The sequence below is a fragment of the Bartonella schoenbuchensis R1 genome (assembly GCF_002022685.1).
In the GTDB taxonomy this organism is placed as follows: Bacteria; Pseudomonadota; Alphaproteobacteria; order Rhizobiales; family Rhizobiaceae; genus Bartonella; species Bartonella schoenbuchensis.
Genome location: NZ_CP019789.1, coordinates 748,787 through 764,747 on the forward strand (window position 1 = coordinate 748,787; position 15,961 = coordinate 764,747).

The window sequence follows — 15,961 nt, forward strand, 5'->3', positions numbered from 1 at the left end:
CTTGCTTTGCATGGCTATTTGATTTCACAGTTTAAGCTTTCTTTGTCGCACGCGTTGTGGATTTAGAAGTTTTTGCTTTTGGAGATTGTTCGTCGGATTCTATAGACGTTTGCTCAACATCTTGAGTGTCTACATTTACAGAGACTTCTTGCTCATTAGGCTCTTTTTGAGATTGTTTGTCAGATTCTATAGACGTTTGTGTAATCTGCTCAACAACCTGTGTAACTTCTACAGAAACCTCTTGCTCATTAGGTTTAGGTTTTTCATTAACGTTTTGTGATAGCCATTCTTGATAAACTTTGGCAGCACCGGCGCGTTTAAGACGACAGTAAACCTGATAAGAAACCTCAACGAATGGCTCACTTTTTGTGGAAGGCTCAAAACGAACGGTTGTTTTGTTATCACCAAGAACACACATAGGTTTTGTGATAACTACTTGTACTTTTCCCATAATTATTCCTTTGGAGAGATTGAGACATAAAAAAGACCTCACTCTCAGGAGGAAAGAAGAGTGAGGTCAATAAGTGTATGTCAATAAATAGGAGTGACTAAATTTGAGTTGTTTAATAAAAAACCCTGCATTTGCAGGGCTTTTAACAACAAAACTCAAAAGAAAAATTTACATAAATCTGTAATTTTAGGCGCAATAAAACTAACGCCGCAGTGTCATTAAATACTATTTATATCCCCATGTCAACTAAAAAATCATAATCTGGTATTTTTTATTTCAATCAACCTAAATATGGTACTTTCTAAGCGCAAATGGTTATTTTAGTTTTTATATATATTTTTTCTATGTCCCACAGCCAAAACCAAGACCAAAAGCTCTTTATCGTGGAGATCACATAATATCCTATAATCTCCCACACGATATCTCCACAAGCCTGATAATGGACCTCTTAAAGGTTTACCCACTACACGCACATCTTCAAGGACGGCAATGTGCTTATCTAAAAAATCAACAATCCGGCGCGCTTCTCTTTTATCACATTTTTTTAAAAAATTGAGAGCTTTTTTTTCATATTTAATCGTCCAAACCAAGCTCTTTCCTCACCTCTTCAGAGCTATAAAAAGTAGCATCTCCCTTTCGAACACGTTCTCTTACTTGTGAAGCTAAATAATAATCCTCAGCTTCCTCTATTCCCTGTTCAATAATCTCACGCAAATAAAAAGACTTTGTACGTCCTGTTTTAAGGGCTAAATTATTCAAACGCGTTTCAAGATCACTTGGCAATCGAATAGATATTGTCATAGCATATTCCTCACCTCTTGTGTTCATTGTAATACAAGTATAACGCATTGTACAGAAAAACGTTTTACGTCATGTCTTTTTTTTCGAAAGTTTGTGTATCTTATTTTAACGCTTTTGCGAAAAATATTTCTGAAGAGCATTGAGAGCCATGCGTAGAGAACTGACAAGGTATGGCAGTTGTTGATCTTCAATAACGATATACTGTAACGCAGCGTGAAGGTTATACTGACGATATAACCCTTGTGCTTCTCTGATAACCTCTTGCATCGCTTTATAACGATCAGTTGCTATTTCAGCCCATCTCTCAAGACTGTCTTGATCGTGACTAGGATTTACATCGTCATAGACTACTCCCGGAAATCCTTTCGCACACCGATAATCGTTTAACACTCGAATATACTGTTGTGATGCATCGTACTGATCTTGATTAATCTTTTTTTCCAATAAATATAACCGCCCTACATAAGTGCCAATAAGCGGATTTTTCGCATCTTGAATACTCGCCCCATAACGCTTGGCACGCATTTCAAGTGTCTGTTGATATGAAGATTTATCAGGCTTTTTTGCACGTGAAATACGTCCATTGGGTTCTCTTATTTGACCTTCTATTCTAGGTCTTCCCCGTTTCTTACGTTTCTTCATAAGAAAACCTCCTGATTAAAACGAGATGTTGTCATCCAAAGTCGTTTCTAAATATTCTCGATCACCGCTCTCCCATGCCATTATTTGCTTTTGAACACTATCAAGGATTTTCAGTTCACCTTTATATTGCGGTAAGACAATTTCTGTTGTGTAGTGTGTTTGTCCGCTTTTATCTTCCCATTTACGCGTCTGTAATTGACCTTCAACATAAACCTTGGAACCTTTATTTAGATACTGAAGTGCAACCTTTGCAAAATGCGGATTAAAAACCACTATAGAATGCCATTCTGTTTTATTTATTCTTTGAGAAGTTGTTTTATCTACATAGCTTTGAGAAGTGCCTATACGAAAGTTCACCACCTCTGCACCAGATGGCATTGTTCTGCTTTCGGGATCGGCACCGAGATTGCCAATTAAAGTTACTTTATTAAGCATGTTTTTTATCTTTTCTAAGGAAAATAATTGAAATGAAATACGGATATGAAAAGCTGCTTTTACTATAGCATGACACAGTGCATTTTTCCAAAGAAAAAACAGCATAAATAACTGAAAATAAACATTTTATTGTTTATTTTATCCGTGCATAAATGCTTTTTTGTGCTATAATTTCATTTGTTTGCTTTTAAGCAAATCATAAACCAGCGCAATCAACTTTTTTTAAACAGAAAACGCATTGCAATTACTTGTTTTGAAGAAAATGTAGCCATGTGTCACAGAGAACAAATTGCACTCACTCTCTCTAAACTACCTCAGTGGAAATTTAAAATAAAACATATTTGATAATTAAGAAAATTTCTCTGTCATCAAATAGAAATTATGTTTGACATTGTAACAACTGTATCCTATAAGTTACATATGTTTACAGTGTACAAGACAAAATATTTCATACAGTGGCTAGATTCTTTAAAAGATGAGATTGCACAAGCGCATATTGTAACACGGATAGCAAGGATAGAAACGGGGCTTTTGGGCAATGTAAAATTCTTTCATGGCATTGGGGAATTAAAAATAAATCATGGCCCTGGCTATCGGGTTTATTTTATAAAACAAGGGCAAGAAATTATTCTACTTCTTAATGGTGGTGATAAATCTACCCAACAAAAGGATATCGAAAAAGCCCTGCGAATAGTAAAGGAACTCAAACATGGAAATCACTAAATTTGATACAAGTGAGTATTTTAAAACTCCTGAAGCTCAACAAATTCTTTTACAAGACGCTCTTGAAACTAAAAATAGTCAGTATCTTGCTCATGTTCTTGGGATAATAGCAAAAAACCAAGGAATGAGTAAAATTGCTAAAAACGCTGGATTGTCAAGAGAATCTCTTTATCGCTCTTTAAGCGACAAAGGTGATCCTAAACTCTCAACCTTTCTTAATGTTTTGAGTGCTTTAAATTTGCAAATTAGCCTAACACCCATTCAAAATGAAGAACATACATCTTTAGAAAAAGCTTAAAGAACCTCTCCCCACCTTTAGAAGATGGGAAGGGGAAGGTGGTTTATTTCACAGTTGATAAGATACTTCATCCGAACATGGGCTATAAGCTTTCAACAAAGGATCCAATGTTCGGGGAAGTTCTGAATTGCCAAAATCTGTAAGAATTGCCAAAATCTTGAGAGTATCTGGAGTCTCACTTTGAAGCTTTGCAATTAAAGCCTTTTCTACTACAATCATAATTTTAACCAGAGTCCTACAGTCATCTATTTCAATATTCTCACGATCGGCAAACTGAAACAAAGTCATCCACAAATCACATAAAAAATCGACACTGTTACTCATTGCACACCTCCATGGAATTGTTCTCTTAGGCATGCCAATCCTTTGACTGTGATTTTTGCACTGGAAACGCTCATTTTTGTTCCGTCTGATTTTTGAATGGTGTGGATTACACAATCCATCAGTCCTTTCCTAATTTTATCCTGATAAGGTAACATGGGTCCACCCGGAAAATTACGATAAGCCCACTTATGAAACTGTAAGTGCTTAGTAAAATCTGTGGGACGTACATCTAACATCTTTGCAGCTTCATATAAAGCAAACAGGCCGTCAGACCGTTTTAAATGTTCAAGTGCTTCTGCTTTTGGTTTAAGTGTTTTAACTTCAGTTCTTAAATCTTCCAATTGTGTAATGCTCTCTAAAAGCAGTTGCCTAATTGTGAGAGGATTCTGTAAAGCATTTGCGAGGTCTAGTTGGGAATTTCCTCCTTGTTTTTCCAATTCTTGCCAGCGGTCTATAATTTTAGCTCGTAATGTTGTGCTGTAACCTGATACAAGAATTAAACATTCACGTTTTGGAAGATAATAGCAGGGGCGACTTTCCCCTTTTTTATCAAAGTAATTGCCCATCAAACTAACCGCCCCAAATTTGGGGGCGTTAAGTTCTTCAAGCATTTTCTTGATATCACGCATAACGTGGTCATGCCTTTTACCACATAATTCAGCAATTTCATGGCTAGACATAGTTTGAACCGTCGCACTGTTAGCAGTGCTTTCTTTTATTTCTATGAGAGTGTTCATATTTTTTCACCTAGTTGTAATAAACGTTTTTGATTGACACTCAAAAAGAGTGCCGGGTGCTCAAAAACACGGCAACTAGCCCGTCGTTATGCTTTCCCCATAAAGGGTATTGTATAGCATAACTACACCCGACAAGATCACTATACGTCATACGCATACAATGAGTCAAAGCCTTTAATATGTGCGGAAGACTGATTATTTCGGCAACCAATCCGCTAGTTGTTTTAAGGTGTTTTTGAAGCACCTGATTCGCATATAGACGTATTCCTGCTATGTTGTCAATAGATAAAAGCAATTGTCTAATTGTGAGAGGATTCTGTAAAGCATTTGCGAGATTTAAAGGCTGTTTTGCTTTCCGTTCGCATTCAATGAAGTACTGACGGGCTTGTTTACCTTTCTTGTTATTCTCAACCATAGACAGCTCTTTTGCTACACTTAAGGTGAGATGATATTCTTTTAATACCACATTTTTACGTTTCCCAATTTTGGGAAGCGTTATAATATAGTCTTTTCCTTCTTCAAATTCATACTGATTAATGCGGTTTGTAATCCAATCCGCAAACTTTTTGCCGACTTCCAAAAAAGCGTGTAAGTCACGTGCATTGACTGTTTGAACAGTTTCCTGTCCAACAGTTTGTTCTGATATTGTTATGAGAGTGTTCATAATGAACTCCTATGCAGTTAAATGTTTGTTAATGACACCCAGAAGGGCGCCGGGTGTTAACAAACACGGTGCATAGTCCGTCGTTATGCTTTTCCCATGAGGGTATTGTATAGCATAACCACACCCGACGAGGTCACTATACGCTACACGCATACAATGAGTCAAAGCCTTTAATTTACGGAAAAAAGACTGTCTCGGCAATCTATCCGCTATGCACTTAAGGTGTTTGTTAAGCACCTGATTCGCATATATAAACGCTTCCGTGATTTTGTCAAACAAAAAATTCACCGCACTTAGTTAAGTAAGGGGGTTTCGCTAAAATTTTAGCGAAAGTCATATCCTTCCTTTGTTTAATAGACATACGGCCGCCTCTGCCTTTGCTCCCCAAAATGGGGGAGCAAACAAAGTCTTGATTTTCAACAAATTCAAATTGATTAATACGTTCAGTAATCTAATCTGCAAAATCACTCCCCTCAATTTTGAGTTCAGTACTTTAATTCTTCAAAGCCATTTACTCTAAAGAAAGTGGACAGTATTTAACCTAAGTAATCCTACAAAGATGTTTATGAAGATGTACATTTTAAGGTAAATAGTGCACACGAAAATCACAAAAAAGTACCACAACAAAACATCCCAATAAAAATGAAATTCCCATTTGGAATCCCAAGAGAAAAAAGGCAAAACAACTTCTTGTTTGAGATTGTTTGGAAAAATTAATAAAAGAAGTGCGATAACAGCTATGTGCAAAAAATTATGCAAATATTTTTGCAAATAATCTGTTACAATGTTCAAATCTGTTGTTTTTTCATATTGATGTTTAGGGTTGTGATACAATTCTGAAGCAAGTTTGGAATTAAAGAAGGCTGCCATAAAAATCATGGTTATCAAAATAGCAAGCGATGAAAACATTAAAACAGCTTGAATAAATTCGGTGTTTTTTCTATTTGTAAAAACTGCAACACCGCAAATCCTATGCTGTATGTTACTACAGTTCTAATCTTTTTAAACATATCCAATTGTCCCGATTTTTGCATCTGTTCTACTTTTCTCAAATTAGCCCCGTACAGAGCGTTTTATGTTCCCGATGTGGAATTCATTAAAAAACTTCCAAATCTTTCTCTAAGGTGCGTTTTTGTTGATTTAAATGCATATCTAATCCAAAAATGATCAGCACTTTTCTCTATTTTGCTGTTCTAAAACTCATCAAGCCGTTTTTGTCAGTGGAATGACGTTCTCTCGTCTCTCTTGTTGTTTCACTGTCTTTGCTTGTGTATTCAGAACAGCCTTGCGAACAAGATTTGCTGTTGTCAAAAGACCTTCTTCTAAATCACGGCACAATCGCACAAATTCACAAGTGCTAGGGAAAAATGTCTCGGATATAGTTTTCACTTCACCACGCAAAATACGTTTAACTGTTTCTATAAGTGCCCACTCTGAAACTGTCTCAAGAGCCATTCCATACGCAAGCGACATACCTTCATCATCTGAGTTTTGCGATATTTTCAAACCACACGAAAGTATACGCATAGCTGTTGCAATGACCTCTCCATCAGCTTTCACAGCAAACAGTTCTTGAAGTCGCTCATAAGCTTTCAACGCTATCGTTTCTTGCTGTTTCGTCAATGAGCTCCCAGCTTTCAAGTGTAATGGGAATCCCGGCGCTATCATTTTGCAAATTTGCCTTAAAGAAACCTCTAGAGTTGAGATTACGGATGTTGTCTGCGATACGTTCGCCAATGCTTTTTTCCCGTTGGGGGTAATTTCCATAAACGCCATTTCGTTTTTCCTTTTCCAGTTTTGCTTTTTTCTTAGCTAAAGTTCCATAGTCAGAAGTAACCCAGTTGTACCATGTCAGTTGCCAATCCGTTTTGGTTGCATCCTTTCCCGTCTTGGCTATCCAGAAGTTTTTAAATCTCTCAAACTCTGACAACGCCTCATCATGCGTTAAGCCCTTGTCGATTGCGTATTTCAAGTTAGGTTCGAAATCCTCAGGAATGCGACATCCCCGTTTATCTCCAGACCGCTTGGTTTTCTTTTCAGTGCTTTTTTGCTGTGAAACGGGTGATTGGTTTTCTGATGAGGGTGCATCGTGATCCAACTGCTGCTCAACAGCATCATCGGTTGTTTCACTTTGAACCGAAACTTCAGTTGCTAAATCTTCCAAAGCATTTTCTTTTTTTGATAACACGATAGTGTTAGTTTTTTTATTATATATGTTATTGTTATTGTTAATGGCATCAACAAGCATATCGTTAGCATCATGCTTAATAATGCTAGATATATCACTAGCATTGTGCTTAACATTATTACTTGAATTATCTAACTTTTTTTGTTTGTCCCATCTCGCTTGTGCTGCTTTGGAAGCTCTTTCCGAAAACTTATTTAAGTTTTCTTTGCTGTCATTTAATTCTTCTTCAACCTGCTGACTCCACAAACGGCCATCTTCTAAACGAGTAACATGACCAATGCTCAGTAAAACATCTAATGCTTTTACAAATGTTTTGACTGTGCAACCGGTATACCGAGCTAAAACTTTCATGTTATTTAAAAGTGGCTCACTAGTACGCAACATTTCTAGCTGTAATCTTATATAAACGTTGCTTTCAATAGGAGACAAATAAGTCAGATCAAGTATCCACTTGTCTGCAAAAAGCCTTGTCCATGACATTTTAGTTGACATAACTTTCCCCCTCTCTTTTCTTATTCCATCTTGCAGTGGCTGCTTTGGAAGCTTTCTCTGAAGTTTTTCTACTCATATTGACATCAAATGCTAATGATGTGTGCCATAAGCTGTCATCTTCTAAATGAATAATATGACCATAGCTCATTAAAGCTTCTAATATCTTGTTAAACGTCCGCACTGAACAGCCACACAAATTTGATAAATAAGAAGCATTATTCAAAATAGGTGTGCCCTTATCAATCATGAGAAACACCAATATTGCGTAAACGGCGGTTTCTGCTGGCTTCAAACCCATAAGCTCTTTTAAAAATTGATTATGATAAAACTTTACCCAGTTTTTTTGAGTAGACATTACATACCTCCTTAGTTTAGGTAATATACGGCCATGCACGCTATGACAGAGCGTCTAGCGCGTAGCTCTATTGAAACAATATTTTTGAAAAAGTAGCCTTCTTAAGAACTCTGAACACTAAACTAATGAGATGGCCACGTTTAAATGGAATACGAGGTTAAGCCTGAGCACATTCCTTTTGTTCAAAAGGAATAACTTTTTTGGGCGATGAAAACTCTATTGATTTAGCTAGCTGTTTTACGTTGACTTCAGGATTGTTTTGTCCATTTAGTACATCAAACAACTTTACCTTTACATCCAGCTTTTTCTTTTGCTGCTGTAACGCCTTATTTTTTTGCTCAATTAGATTAGACAGATTTTCAAGTGCAATTTTCTCTTCTTCAATCAATTGACCTTCTTCTTCAAGAGCCTCTTCATAGCGTTTTAGACAACTTTCGACTTTTGACTTATGCAACATCTCTTTTAATGAAGGGACATTTTCTTTTAGTAAGCGAACATTTTCTTGAGTAGAAGATTGTATGACGAACTCATCTGTACTATCCTCAGGTGGTATTACCCCTGTGTATTCTTCTATTAATACACTTGCATTTTCTATTCTCTTATTACGACTTACTAATCTGTAAAATCGTGTATAAATTTCTTTTAACATTTCCTTTGCTTTCATAATCTTTCTTCTGTTTGACAGGATGAATTATCCTGGTGATATTCATTAACGGTGGAACTATCGGTACATGTAGACGTTGGAGATAATACGGAATCACGTAATGGTGAATTGTATGAAAATGACAAAAAATCTTCCGCTTTAATTGGCACACCAATTCTCTTGGCTTCACTCAAAAGGAGTGGAATATGCTTTATTGGAATCCTTCCACCAGTCCCACCTTTTGATACAGGACGAAGCCAAACATATACACGTGTTCTATGAACCCCAAGTAATTGAGATACTCTACGAACACCACCCAATAAATCTATTATTTCGTAAAATTGTTTCATAATTTATTATCGTAGCTTATTTCGGTACAAAATCAACAAAAAATGTAATGAAAATCACAAAAGATTTTTTTTCTAACAAAGATATAATGAAAACTATGAATAGCATTATGAAAATTTGGTTAAGTGAGGCCTTGCAAGAATCTGGATTATCTCAATCATCACTTGCTAGACAACTGAGTGAGAAAATGCAGCGCCCTATCTATCGTTCTGCAGTCAATAAAATGCTAACAGGAGAACGGGGAATAAGTATGCAAGAGGGTATAGCAATTGAAGAAATTACAAAATATCCTCTTCCGCGCAAGAAAACTATACCCTTAATGGGCTATGTGGGAGCAGGTTCAGAAGTTACTCCCTATGAAGATGGTTGGCTTGAGGAAGTGGAAATACCTCCATACATCACAAAAGATACATACGCAGTAAAAGTTGAGGGCGACTCAATGGAACCATTCATTGAAGATAAATCTATTTTGTTTTACTCACAAAACATGTCTCCAAATTTACTTCTTAACAAAAAAGCAATTGTCTACACGCAGGATGGACGTTGTTTTGTAAAGATCGTGAAGCAAGGCAGTAAACCCGATTTATTTAATTTAGAAAGTTTAAATAGGCTATATCCAGAAATAAAAGATATCCAATTAGTATGGGCTGCACCTATAGACTGGATAAAACCACCAAGACTTTAAAGTAGTAAAATGAGTATAGTTTTCCGTTCTTACGATATATCTGTTAATGCAAAAGCTGTTACAGTAGAAGATATAGGGGCTCTTTTTCAGGATGCCACAACTACTTATCAAATGGACGATAAATGCATTACCTTAACGATAAAAGAATTCTATCGAGATGCTTATTGGGTTTCTGTTTTAGTAGGAAATAAGGATCCCTATAATAATCAAGTTATTGATACTAACACAGATAAACTTGAAAAAGTCACCAATCCGCGTACTAAAACACTAGTTGAGCAAAACAAATAGTTTTTTGGATTTTTTCTTCCTAAAATATCTACTTTTTATGCCTCAAATAAAAAGCTCAATAATCTTTTAGTTTCTTATTACAAAAAACACTTTTCTCAAAAAAGGTTATTTTTAAGCCTACTTTTCTTGATAGTGAAAAATTTGCTGAAAAACTTAAAATAATAAACAAAATTGAAATGTGTATAAATCATGATCCACTTAAAAATCCAGATTTAGTATTTCCATCTAAAGAAGTATCCGATATGTACGAAGCTATAAGCGAACCATTCCCTCGTGATGATATCATCAAAATAGATTTATCTGTTGACTTAAAAGTTCAAAATCACAATTGGATACAAAATTTTTTTTATAACTTTCTTAAAAATAACAAAGTAGGAAAACTACGTTGCACAGGTAAAACACAAGATAATTTTGATGCAGTTTTTAATACTGAAGAATTTCAACAACAAGTGGCTGTTACTGCAGAAAAGGATGAGAATGGTCTCTATAAAGAAGATTCGATACAAAAACAAATAATATCGCAAATAGATAAGTTATGAGAAGTGCACACTATTTAACCTAAGTAGTTTTATAAGATTATTTATGAAGCCGTACATTTGAAATATAATATTAAACACGAAAATTAGAAAAAAATACCACAACAAGACATCCCAATAAAAATGGAACTCCCATTTTGAGTCCCAAGGAAAAAAAGGCAAAACAATCTCTTGTTTAAGATTGCGTGGAAAAAGTAACAACAAAGACGCTATAATAAACAGATGTAAAAAACTATACAAATTTTTGTGCAAATAATCTGTTACAATATTCAAATCCGTTGTTTTTTCATATTGATGTTTAGGGTTGTGATACAATTCTGAAGCAAGTCGGGAGTTAAAGAAAGCTGTCATGAAAGTCATTGTTACCCCAAAAGCAATAGATGAAAACATTAAAATAGCTTGAATAAATTCAGCGTTTTTTTCTATTTTTAAAAACCGCAAAATTACAAATCCAGTAATATATACTGTTAAAACTTTAACTTTTTTAAACATATCCCCTCCTTTTTTAGTAATTACAGCTTTAATTTTCTGAGCTATTTTGCATTTTTATGCAAAAAGTTTCTAAAATCACTACATTTTTATTGACATTTGTTACTAAATTCACTACATATTTAGTATATAAACCACGAAGAAGCGCAAATTAATTATATCATTAAAAGGTATAAGAAAGCTAGCTGATCTGGTTTGTCCGCAATATAAATTCAACTACTAACGCGAATAAGAGGGGATGGAAGATGAGTAAACAGGTTTCTATAGCTGATCATGAGATTCTGTTAGCTGTGTGTGATGATGGTCATCACCTTTCTTCATCAGGACCAATTGATGAAACTGAAATCATGAACATTATTAACGGTGTAGGTGATGTTGTAAGTATCCTCCGCATTGATCTTCATTCAAACCGTTATGATGATATTTCTGAAGAAGTTGCTGAACTTTATGTTCAAAAATACTTAAACGATAATGACCATTATTATTTTGTAGAAGATGCCCCATATCCCTTTATAGCTGACAGCTGGGCATACAGTGATGTCTTAGACAAAATAAGAGAACGGGAAAATACAAGTCCATTCTACAGTAATTGTCAGCAATAACCCTTTTTTCCCAACACATCTGAAAATTAATCCAAACACTATGAGGTTTGCAATGGAAGCGCTTATCGCTATTCATAACAATACAATTAATCAAGAACCTGTTCAGACAGTCAATGCACGTGAGTTACATACGTTTTTGGAAGTTGGTAAAGATTTTTCTACTTGGATTAAAGATCGTATTGGTCAATATGAATTTGAAGAAGGAAAAGACTTTATAAAAACACAAGATTTGCGGTCCCCAAAATTGGGGAGCGCAAAATCTAGAGCTGTCCTTGTAATAAACTACCATCTCACCTTAGACATGGCGAAAGAACTTGCTATGGTTGAACGTAATGAGAAAGGTAAACAAGCTCGTCAATATTTCATTGAGTGTGAACGGAAAGCAAAACAAGTAACAACCCCTCAAATTGACTACTCAAATCCCCAAGTCATGTTAGGTGTTTTTACGCACTTAAAAAATGAAAATGAACGCAAAGATCATGTCATTGCTCAGTTAATCCCAAAGGCAGAAGCACTTAAACGTTTAGAACGATCTGATGGTCTGCATTGTGTAAGTGATACAGCAAAAATGTTAGGCTTACTCACAAAAGATTTGACGAACTATTTGCTTAATCATCGTTGGGCTTATCGTCGTACTCAAAAAGGACCTTTGTTACCTTATCAGAGCAAAATCAATGAAGGACTGATGGATTGTGTATCTAGAACTATCCAAATAGCCGGCGGAAGAGAAATGAGTGTTTCCAATGCAAAAATTACACCAAAAGGATTAACACGCCTAAGTGTGGAACTCCAAAAACAGACTCTGCATTAAGGATATAAAGATAATGACAACTTCTATCGTAGCAACAGTGGCGCAGAAATATGGTTTATCAGAACAAGAATTTTGCAAAAAGATCATAAAGAATTGTATCAATTTCAATATTTCTAAGGAAGATTTTGAAGATTTTATCTACCTTGCCGATAGGTATAGGTTAAATCCTCTAGACAAAGAAATATACGTCATCCCTAAAAGAGGGGGCGGTATTAGTGTGATGACTTCTATTGAAGGATGGCTCAATATCATACGTTCACGTCCTAACTTTAATGGAATGAAATTAAAAAAAGAACGCGATAATGAAGGCAAGGTAATTGCTTATGAATGCGCTATATATTTGAAGAACATTAAATATCCAATAGAAATCTCTGAAGAGATGGAAGAATGTAAACGCGACACGGAACATTGGAGAAAATATCCTATTCGTATGTTACGTCATAAGGCTATTACACAGTGTGCACGTTATGCATTCGGTCTTCCTAATATCTATAACGAATATGAAGCTGATTGTATTGATGAGGCTTTTATCAGTGAAGTTAATCACAATCCCCAAAACGAGAGGGTATCTGATGAAGTGCTTGCACAAATCAGAGAATTAATGGAACAAACAAAAACAGAAGAAAAAAAGGTACTCTCTTTTGCAAAAGTCGCAAGCCTCACAGAAATGTCTCATGAGACGGGGCAAATTATTTTAGAAGGTTTAAAGGAAAGGCAACGCTTCCAAATGGAAGAAGAGCAACAAACTTTGCCTTCACCAAAACAACCACACACACCAACTCAACAAGATCTACCAGGGGTGTGATATGGAACAAAGAACACCAGAGTGGTTTCAAGCTCGTTTAGGTAAAGTCACAGCTTCAAATATTAACAGCATCGTTGATAAAACAGCTAAAGGCTCACCGACAAGCAAATATGAAGAGTACAAACTCAAACTCATTGGAGAACGCTTAACGGGCATAACAAGTCTATCTTATGAAACACATGCTATGCGATGGGGACGTAAATATGAAGACAGTGCAATTCAAAAATACAGCCTTAGACGTTTGGTTACTGTCACACGGTGCGGATTTATTCCTCATCCGACAATTGAAATGGCAGGGGCTAGTCCTGATGGTCTTATTGGTGATGAGGGGCTCATAGAGGTCAAATGCCCTCAACTAACAACGTATACACGTTTTTTGTTAGATAGTGAAATCAAGCCTGAATATATCTTACAAATGCAATTCCAAATGGCTTGCACAGGGCGAAAATGGTGTGATTTTGTTAGCTACAACCCCTTGTTTGTAGATAAATCACCTCACTTATGTATCAAAGTTCAACGCGTTCAACGCGATGATGAGCAGATTGAACGTATCAATAAGGCTGTCGAAACTTTTTTAGAAGAAATAGAACAAGAAACGCGTGTCTTTACGCAAGCTGCTTAACCCCATAGGGGGTGCTTTTTTCCTCACGTCTCCTTCTAAAGCGCCCCCACCCAATTTATGTAATATAAAAAAGAAAGGTAATGAGATGATATTTGATGATGGCGATAGATATGTCACAACACGTGAATGTGCTCAACTTTTTAGCGTATCAACAACAACGATTCGCAATTGGGTGACACGAGGATTATTTCCCAAACCATATAAGCTGGGTAAATCAGTAAGATGGAGAAAAAAAGAAATCTTGGCATTTACTCCAAAGGAAATAAGCTGAAAATAACAACAATTTAGATAAAATTATATAAACTCCAAAGGGTGGACTAAAGGGTGGACTAAAAATTATAAAATTAAAAAAAATCTATATATTTTAACATGTTAAATATAAATAATGGTGCCCCCAGAGAGACTCGAACTCCCGACCCCCTGATTACAAATCAGGTGCTCTACCAACTGAGCTATAAGGGCATTACTGTATCGGAAGTAACACAAACTTACAAAAAGGCAAATAGAAAATTATAGATTTCAATACATATTTTTAAAAAAGTATATTTTAAAGTTGAAATAGTTGGATTTGTATTATGTTTTTATCTCTTACAATTTTAATGTTTATTATAAGAGATAACTAAAGCGCTATTCAAACCTGATCACTTTTGCTACTGTTTATAAATTTGGTCAAGCTGATTTATCAGCAAGATATTTTTCTAACCAGTGGATGTTATAGTTTCCATCAATAATATCTTGGTTACCAATAAGATCACGAAATAAAGGTAACGTAGTTTTAATTCCATCAACCACAAATTCATCTAAAGCACGTCGTAAACGCATCATACACTCTAAGCGTGTACGCCCATGAACAATTAATTTGCCAATTAAGCTGTCATAATAAGGTGGAATATAATAACCTGAATAAGCACCTGAATCGACACGAACCCCTAAACCTCCAGGTGTGTGAAAATGTGTGATAAGTCCTGGTGATGGCGTAAAGTTAATTGGATTTTCAGCATTAATACGGCATTCAATAGCATGGCCAGAAAAACGAATATCATCTTGTGCAACTGAAAGCCCTTGACCAGATGCAATATGAATTTGTTCATGGACCAAATCTATACCTGTAATTGCCTCAGTTACAGGATGTTCAACCTGTAAACGGGTATTCATTTCAATAAAATAGAATTCTCCATTTTCATAAAGAAATTCAATAGTTCCTGCTCCACGATAACCAAGTTTTGCGCAAGCATTTGCAACAATGGAACCAATCTTTTTTCGTTCAAGTTCATTAAGGGCAGGTGAGTAGGCTTCTTCCCATACTTTTTGATGGCGCCGTTGAAGTGAACAATCACGTTCTCCTAAATGAATGGCATTGCCAGCTCCATCACCTATAACTTGAATTTCAATGTGGCGTGGTTTTTCTAAATATTTTTCGATATAAACTGCATCATCATTAAATGCAGCACGAGCTTCTGAACGTGCTGTATTGAAAGCAGTGGAAAGTTCTTTTTCAGAACGAACGACTTTCATACCGCGTCCGCCGCCACCTGCAGAAGCTTTAATAATAACAGGGTAACCGATTTCATCAATAATACGCAGAGCTTCTTTTTCATCAGTTACAGCTCCATCTGAACCCGGCACAATAGGAATTCCAAGATTTTTAGCGGTTTTTTTTGCTTCAATTTTATCACCCATGATGCGAATATGCGCAGATGTTGGGCCAATAAATGTAATTTCATGGGCTTCTAAAATGTCTGCAAATTTTGCATTTTCAGAAAGAAATCCATATCCTGGATGAATAGCATCAGCTCCTGTAATCTCGCACGCAGAAATAATTTGGTGAATATTTAAATAAGAATCACGAGATGGAGGAGGGCCAATACAAACACTTTCATCAGAAAGACGAACATGCATAGCATCAGCATCAGCAGTTGAATGAATAGCTACAGTTTTGATTCCAAGCTCTTTACAAGCCCGTAGGATGCGAAGAGCAATTTCTCCTCGGTTAGCAATGAGGATTTTCTGAATCATATCTAC

The 15,961-nt window shown here is 35.8% G+C and carries 25 protein-coding genes and 1 tRNA gene; 10 read left to right on the forward strand and 16 right to left on the reverse strand.

Going from position 1 to position 15,961, the window contains the following annotated elements:
* Positions 1–31: 31 nt before the first annotated feature.
* The 5 genes from BscR1v2_RS03110 to ssb form a co-directional block, all read right to left on the reverse strand.
* A complete protein-coding gene (locus tag BscR1v2_RS03110) occupies positions 32–451 on the reverse strand; it encodes a hypothetical protein (protein WP_078689707.1) in 420 nt (139 codons plus the stop codon).
* Positions 452–771: 320 nt separating this feature from the next.
* A complete protein-coding gene (locus BscR1v2_RS03115; protein WP_010704170.1) occupies positions 772–1,041 on the reverse strand; it encodes a type II toxin-antitoxin system RelE family toxin in 270 nt (89 codons plus the stop codon).
* Positions 1,025–1,252 carry a type II toxin-antitoxin system RelB family antitoxin gene (gene relB, locus BscR1v2_RS03120; RefSeq protein WP_010703919.1) on the reverse strand — a complete coding sequence of 76 codons (228 nt, stop codon included), beginning with the start codon at positions 1,250–1,252 and terminating at the stop codon, positions 1,025–1,027. Before relB ends, BscR1v2_RS03115 begins: the two co-directional genes overlap by 17 nt.
* Before the next feature lie 105 nt (positions 1,253–1,357).
* A complete protein-coding gene (locus BscR1v2_RS03125; RefSeq protein ID WP_078689708.1) occupies positions 1,358–1,894 on the reverse strand; it encodes a hypothetical protein in 537 nt (178 codons plus the stop codon).
* A gap of 15 nt (positions 1,895–1,909) precedes the next feature.
* Positions 1,910–2,329: a single-stranded DNA-binding protein gene (gene ssb, locus BscR1v2_RS03130; protein WP_078690307.1), complete on the reverse strand. Its 420-nt coding sequence runs from the start codon at positions 2,327–2,329 to the stop codon at positions 1,910–1,912.
* Positions 2,330–2,749: 420 nt separating this feature from the next.
* Here ssb and BscR1v2_RS03135 point away from each other — a divergent pair, with 420 nt between their 5' ends.
* Entirely contained in the window at positions 2,750–3,052 is a 303-nt protein-coding gene (locus tag BscR1v2_RS03135; RefSeq protein WP_078690285.1) for a type II toxin-antitoxin system RelE/ParE family toxin, read from the forward strand.
* Complete coding sequence (locus tag BscR1v2_RS03140; RefSeq protein ID WP_078689709.1) at positions 3,039–3,350, forward strand: addiction module antidote protein; 312 nt, start codon at positions 3,039–3,041, stop codon at positions 3,348–3,350. Before BscR1v2_RS03135 ends, BscR1v2_RS03140 begins: the two co-directional genes overlap by 14 nt.
* A gap of 48 nt (positions 3,351–3,398) precedes the next feature.
* On the opposite strand, the gene BscR1v2_RS03145 is transcribed toward BscR1v2_RS03140, so the two are convergent.
* From BscR1v2_RS03145 to BscR1v2_RS03195, 8 genes are all read right to left on the reverse strand, one after another.
* Positions 3,399–3,674 (reverse strand): hypothetical protein, encoded by a 276-nt coding sequence (locus tag BscR1v2_RS03145; protein ID WP_078689710.1) that lies wholly within the window; start codon positions 3,672–3,674, stop codon positions 3,399–3,401.
* Positions 3,671–4,411: a phage regulatory protein/antirepressor Ant gene (locus tag BscR1v2_RS03150; RefSeq protein WP_078689711.1), complete on the reverse strand. Its 741-nt coding sequence runs from the start codon at positions 4,409–4,411 to the stop codon at positions 3,671–3,673. The genes BscR1v2_RS03145 and BscR1v2_RS03150 overlap by 4 nt, the downstream gene beginning before the upstream one ends.
* Positions 4,412–4,451: 40 nt before the next feature.
* Entirely contained in the window at positions 4,452–5,075 is a 624-nt protein-coding gene (locus BscR1v2_RS03155) for an antA/AntB antirepressor family protein (RefSeq protein WP_078689712.1), read from the reverse strand.
* 1,203 nt (positions 5,076–6,278) lie between these two features.
* Positions 6,279–6,698: a hypothetical protein gene (locus tag BscR1v2_RS03175; RefSeq protein ID WP_153301976.1), complete on the reverse strand. Its 420-nt coding sequence runs from the start codon at positions 6,696–6,698 to the stop codon at positions 6,279–6,281.
* Positions 6,658–7,755 (reverse strand): DUF1376 domain-containing protein, encoded by a 1,098-nt coding sequence (locus BscR1v2_RS03180; protein ID WP_078689716.1) that lies wholly within the window; start codon positions 7,753–7,755, stop codon positions 6,658–6,660. Before BscR1v2_RS03180 ends, BscR1v2_RS03175 begins: the two co-directional genes overlap by 41 nt.
* The gene (locus tag BscR1v2_RS03185) at positions 7,745–8,110 is read right to left on the reverse strand and encodes a DUF1376 domain-containing protein (protein WP_078689717.1); all 366 of its coding nucleotides are present in this window, start codon (positions 8,108–8,110) and stop codon (positions 7,745–7,747) included. Before BscR1v2_RS03185 ends, BscR1v2_RS03180 begins: the two co-directional genes overlap by 11 nt.
* A 157-nt stretch (positions 8,111–8,267) precedes the next feature.
* Positions 8,268–8,774 carry a hypothetical protein gene (locus tag BscR1v2_RS03190; RefSeq protein ID WP_078689718.1) on the reverse strand — a complete coding sequence of 169 codons (507 nt, stop codon included), beginning with the start codon at positions 8,772–8,774 and terminating at the stop codon, positions 8,268–8,270.
* Positions 8,771–9,103 carry a helix-turn-helix domain-containing protein gene (locus BscR1v2_RS03195; RefSeq protein ID WP_078689719.1) on the reverse strand — a complete coding sequence of 111 codons (333 nt, stop codon included), beginning with the start codon at positions 9,101–9,103 and terminating at the stop codon, positions 8,771–8,773. Before BscR1v2_RS03195 ends, BscR1v2_RS03190 begins: the two co-directional genes overlap by 4 nt.
* A 47-nt stretch (positions 9,104–9,150) precedes the next feature.
* On the opposite strand from BscR1v2_RS03195, the gene BscR1v2_RS03200 reads away from it, so the two are divergent.
* The 3 genes from BscR1v2_RS03200 (at position 9,151) to BscR1v2_RS03210 (ending at position 10,613) form a co-directional block, all read left to right on the forward strand.
* Positions 9,151–9,786, forward strand: a complete 636-nt coding sequence (locus tag BscR1v2_RS03200; RefSeq protein ID WP_078689720.1) for a S24 family peptidase — start codon at positions 9,151–9,153, stop codon at positions 9,784–9,786.
* A 9-nt stretch (positions 9,787–9,795) separates the two neighbouring features.
* Positions 9,796–10,074 carry a hypothetical protein gene (locus BscR1v2_RS03205; protein ID WP_078689721.1) on the forward strand — a complete coding sequence of 93 codons (279 nt, stop codon included), beginning with the start codon at positions 9,796–9,798 and terminating at the stop codon, positions 10,072–10,074.
* A 176-nt stretch (positions 10,075–10,250) separates the two neighbouring features.
* Positions 10,251–10,613: a hypothetical protein gene (locus BscR1v2_RS03210; protein WP_078689722.1), complete on the forward strand. Its 363-nt coding sequence runs from the start codon at positions 10,251–10,253 to the stop codon at positions 10,611–10,613.
* Here the strand turns inward: BscR1v2_RS03210 and BscR1v2_RS03215 are convergent.
* On the reverse strand, positions 10,608–11,102 hold the full coding sequence (locus tag BscR1v2_RS03215; RefSeq protein ID WP_078689723.1) for a hypothetical protein: 495 nt from the start codon (positions 11,100–11,102) through the stop codon (positions 10,608–10,610). The genes BscR1v2_RS03210 and BscR1v2_RS03215 overlap by 6 nt on opposite strands.
* A gap of 242 nt (positions 11,103–11,344) precedes the next feature.
* On the opposite strand from BscR1v2_RS03215, the gene BscR1v2_RS03220 reads away from it, so the two are divergent.
* The 5 genes from BscR1v2_RS03220 to BscR1v2_RS03240 all read left to right on the forward strand — a co-directional run bounded on the left by BscR1v2_RS03220 (position 11,345) and on the right by BscR1v2_RS03240 (position 14,210).
* Positions 11,345–11,701, forward strand: coding sequence for a hypothetical protein (locus tag BscR1v2_RS03220; RefSeq protein WP_078689724.1), 357 nt, complete (start codon positions 11,345–11,347; stop codon positions 11,699–11,701).
* Positions 11,702–11,753: 52 nt separating this feature from the next.
* Positions 11,754–12,512, forward strand: a complete 759-nt coding sequence (locus tag BscR1v2_RS03225) for an antA/AntB antirepressor family protein (RefSeq protein WP_078689725.1) — start codon at positions 11,754–11,756, stop codon at positions 12,510–12,512.
* Positions 12,513–12,525: 13 nt separating this feature from the next.
* Positions 12,526–13,317 carry a recombinase RecT gene (locus BscR1v2_RS03230; protein ID WP_078689726.1) on the forward strand — a complete coding sequence of 264 codons (792 nt, stop codon included), beginning with the start codon at positions 12,526–12,528 and terminating at the stop codon, positions 13,315–13,317.
* 1 nt (position 13,318) lies between these two features.
* Positions 13,319–13,939, forward strand: coding sequence for a lambda exonuclease family protein (locus tag BscR1v2_RS03235; RefSeq protein WP_078689727.1), 621 nt, complete (start codon positions 13,319–13,321; stop codon positions 13,937–13,939).
* Between the two features lie 85 nt (positions 13,940–14,024).
* Positions 14,025–14,210, forward strand: a complete 186-nt coding sequence (locus BscR1v2_RS03240) for a helix-turn-helix transcriptional regulator (protein ID WP_078690308.1) — start codon at positions 14,025–14,027, stop codon at positions 14,208–14,210.
* A 115-nt stretch (positions 14,211–14,325) separates the two neighbouring features.
* Here BscR1v2_RS03240 and BscR1v2_RS03245 read toward each other — a convergent pair.
* Positions 14,326–14,401, reverse strand: a tRNA-Thr gene (locus BscR1v2_RS03245).
* A 207-nt stretch (positions 14,402–14,608) separates the two neighbouring features.
* Positions 14,609–15,955: an acetyl-CoA carboxylase biotin carboxylase subunit gene (gene accC, locus BscR1v2_RS03250; RefSeq protein ID WP_010703712.1), complete on the reverse strand. Its 1,347-nt coding sequence runs from the start codon at positions 15,953–15,955 to the stop codon at positions 14,609–14,611.
* Positions 15,956–15,961: the final 6 nt, after the last annotated feature.

Coding starts and splice junctions, on each gene's coding strand:
- BscR1v2_RS03110 (WP_078689707.1), bottom strand. CDS start 451: ATGGGAAAAGTACAAGTAGTTATCACAAAACCTATGTGTGTTCTTGGT.
- relB (WP_010703919.1), bottom strand. CDS start 1,252: ATGACAATATCTATTCGATTGCCAAGTGATCTTGAAACGCGTTTGAAT.
- BscR1v2_RS03125 (WP_078689708.1), bottom strand. CDS start 1,894: ATGAAGAAACGTAAGAAACGGGGAAGACCTAGAATAGAAGGTCAAATA.
- ssb (WP_078690307.1), bottom strand. CDS start 2,329: ATGCTTAATAAAGTAACTTTAATTGGCAATCTCGGTGCCGATCCCGAA.
- BscR1v2_RS03135 (WP_078690285.1), top strand. CDS start 2,750: ATGTTTACAGTGTACAAGACAAAATATTTCATACAGTGGCTAGATTCT.
- BscR1v2_RS03140 (WP_078689709.1), top strand. CDS start 3,039: ATGGAAATCACTAAATTTGATACAAGTGAGTATTTTAAAACTCCTGAA.
- BscR1v2_RS03145 (WP_078689710.1), bottom strand. CDS start 3,674: ATGAGTAACAGTGTCGATTTTTTATGTGATTTGTGGATGACTTTGTTT.
- BscR1v2_RS03150 (WP_078689711.1), bottom strand. CDS start 4,411: ATGAACACTCTCATAGAAATAAAAGAAAGCACTGCTAACAGTGCGACG.
- BscR1v2_RS03155 (WP_078689712.1), bottom strand. CDS start 5,075: ATGAACACTCTCATAACAATATCAGAACAAACTGTTGGACAGGAAACT.
- BscR1v2_RS03180 (WP_078689716.1), bottom strand. CDS start 7,755: ATGTCAACTAAAATGTCATGGACAAGGCTTTTTGCAGACAAGTGGATA.
- BscR1v2_RS03185 (WP_078689717.1), bottom strand. CDS start 8,110: ATGTCTACTCAAAAAAACTGGGTAAAGTTTTATCATAATCAATTTTTA.
- BscR1v2_RS03190 (WP_078689718.1), bottom strand. CDS start 8,774: ATGAAAGCAAAGGAAATGTTAAAAGAAATTTATACACGATTTTACAGA.
- BscR1v2_RS03195 (WP_078689719.1), bottom strand. CDS start 9,103: ATGAAACAATTTTACGAAATAATAGATTTATTGGGTGGTGTTCGTAGA.
- BscR1v2_RS03200 (WP_078689720.1), top strand. CDS start 9,151: ATGAAAATCACAAAAGATTTTTTTTCTAACAAAGATATAATGAAAACT.
- BscR1v2_RS03205 (WP_078689721.1), top strand. CDS start 9,796: ATGAGTATAGTTTTCCGTTCTTACGATATATCTGTTAATGCAAAAGCT.
- BscR1v2_RS03210 (WP_078689722.1), top strand. CDS start 10,251: ATGTGTATAAATCATGATCCACTTAAAAATCCAGATTTAGTATTTCCA.
- BscR1v2_RS03215 (WP_078689723.1), bottom strand. CDS start 11,102: ATGTTTAAAAAAGTTAAAGTTTTAACAGTATATATTACTGGATTTGTA.
- BscR1v2_RS03220 (WP_078689724.1), top strand. CDS start 11,345: ATGAGTAAACAGGTTTCTATAGCTGATCATGAGATTCTGTTAGCTGTG.
- BscR1v2_RS03225 (WP_078689725.1), top strand. CDS start 11,754: ATGGAAGCGCTTATCGCTATTCATAACAATACAATTAATCAAGAACCT.
- BscR1v2_RS03230 (WP_078689726.1), top strand. CDS start 12,526: ATGACAACTTCTATCGTAGCAACAGTGGCGCAGAAATATGGTTTATCA.
- BscR1v2_RS03235 (WP_078689727.1), top strand. CDS start 13,319: ATGGAACAAAGAACACCAGAGTGGTTTCAAGCTCGTTTAGGTAAAGTC.
- BscR1v2_RS03240 (WP_078690308.1), top strand. CDS start 14,025: ATGATATTTGATGATGGCGATAGATATGTCACAACACGTGAATGTGCT.
- accC (WP_010703712.1), bottom strand. CDS start 15,955: ATGATTCAGAAAATCCTCATTGCTAACCGAGGAGAAATTGCTCTTCGC.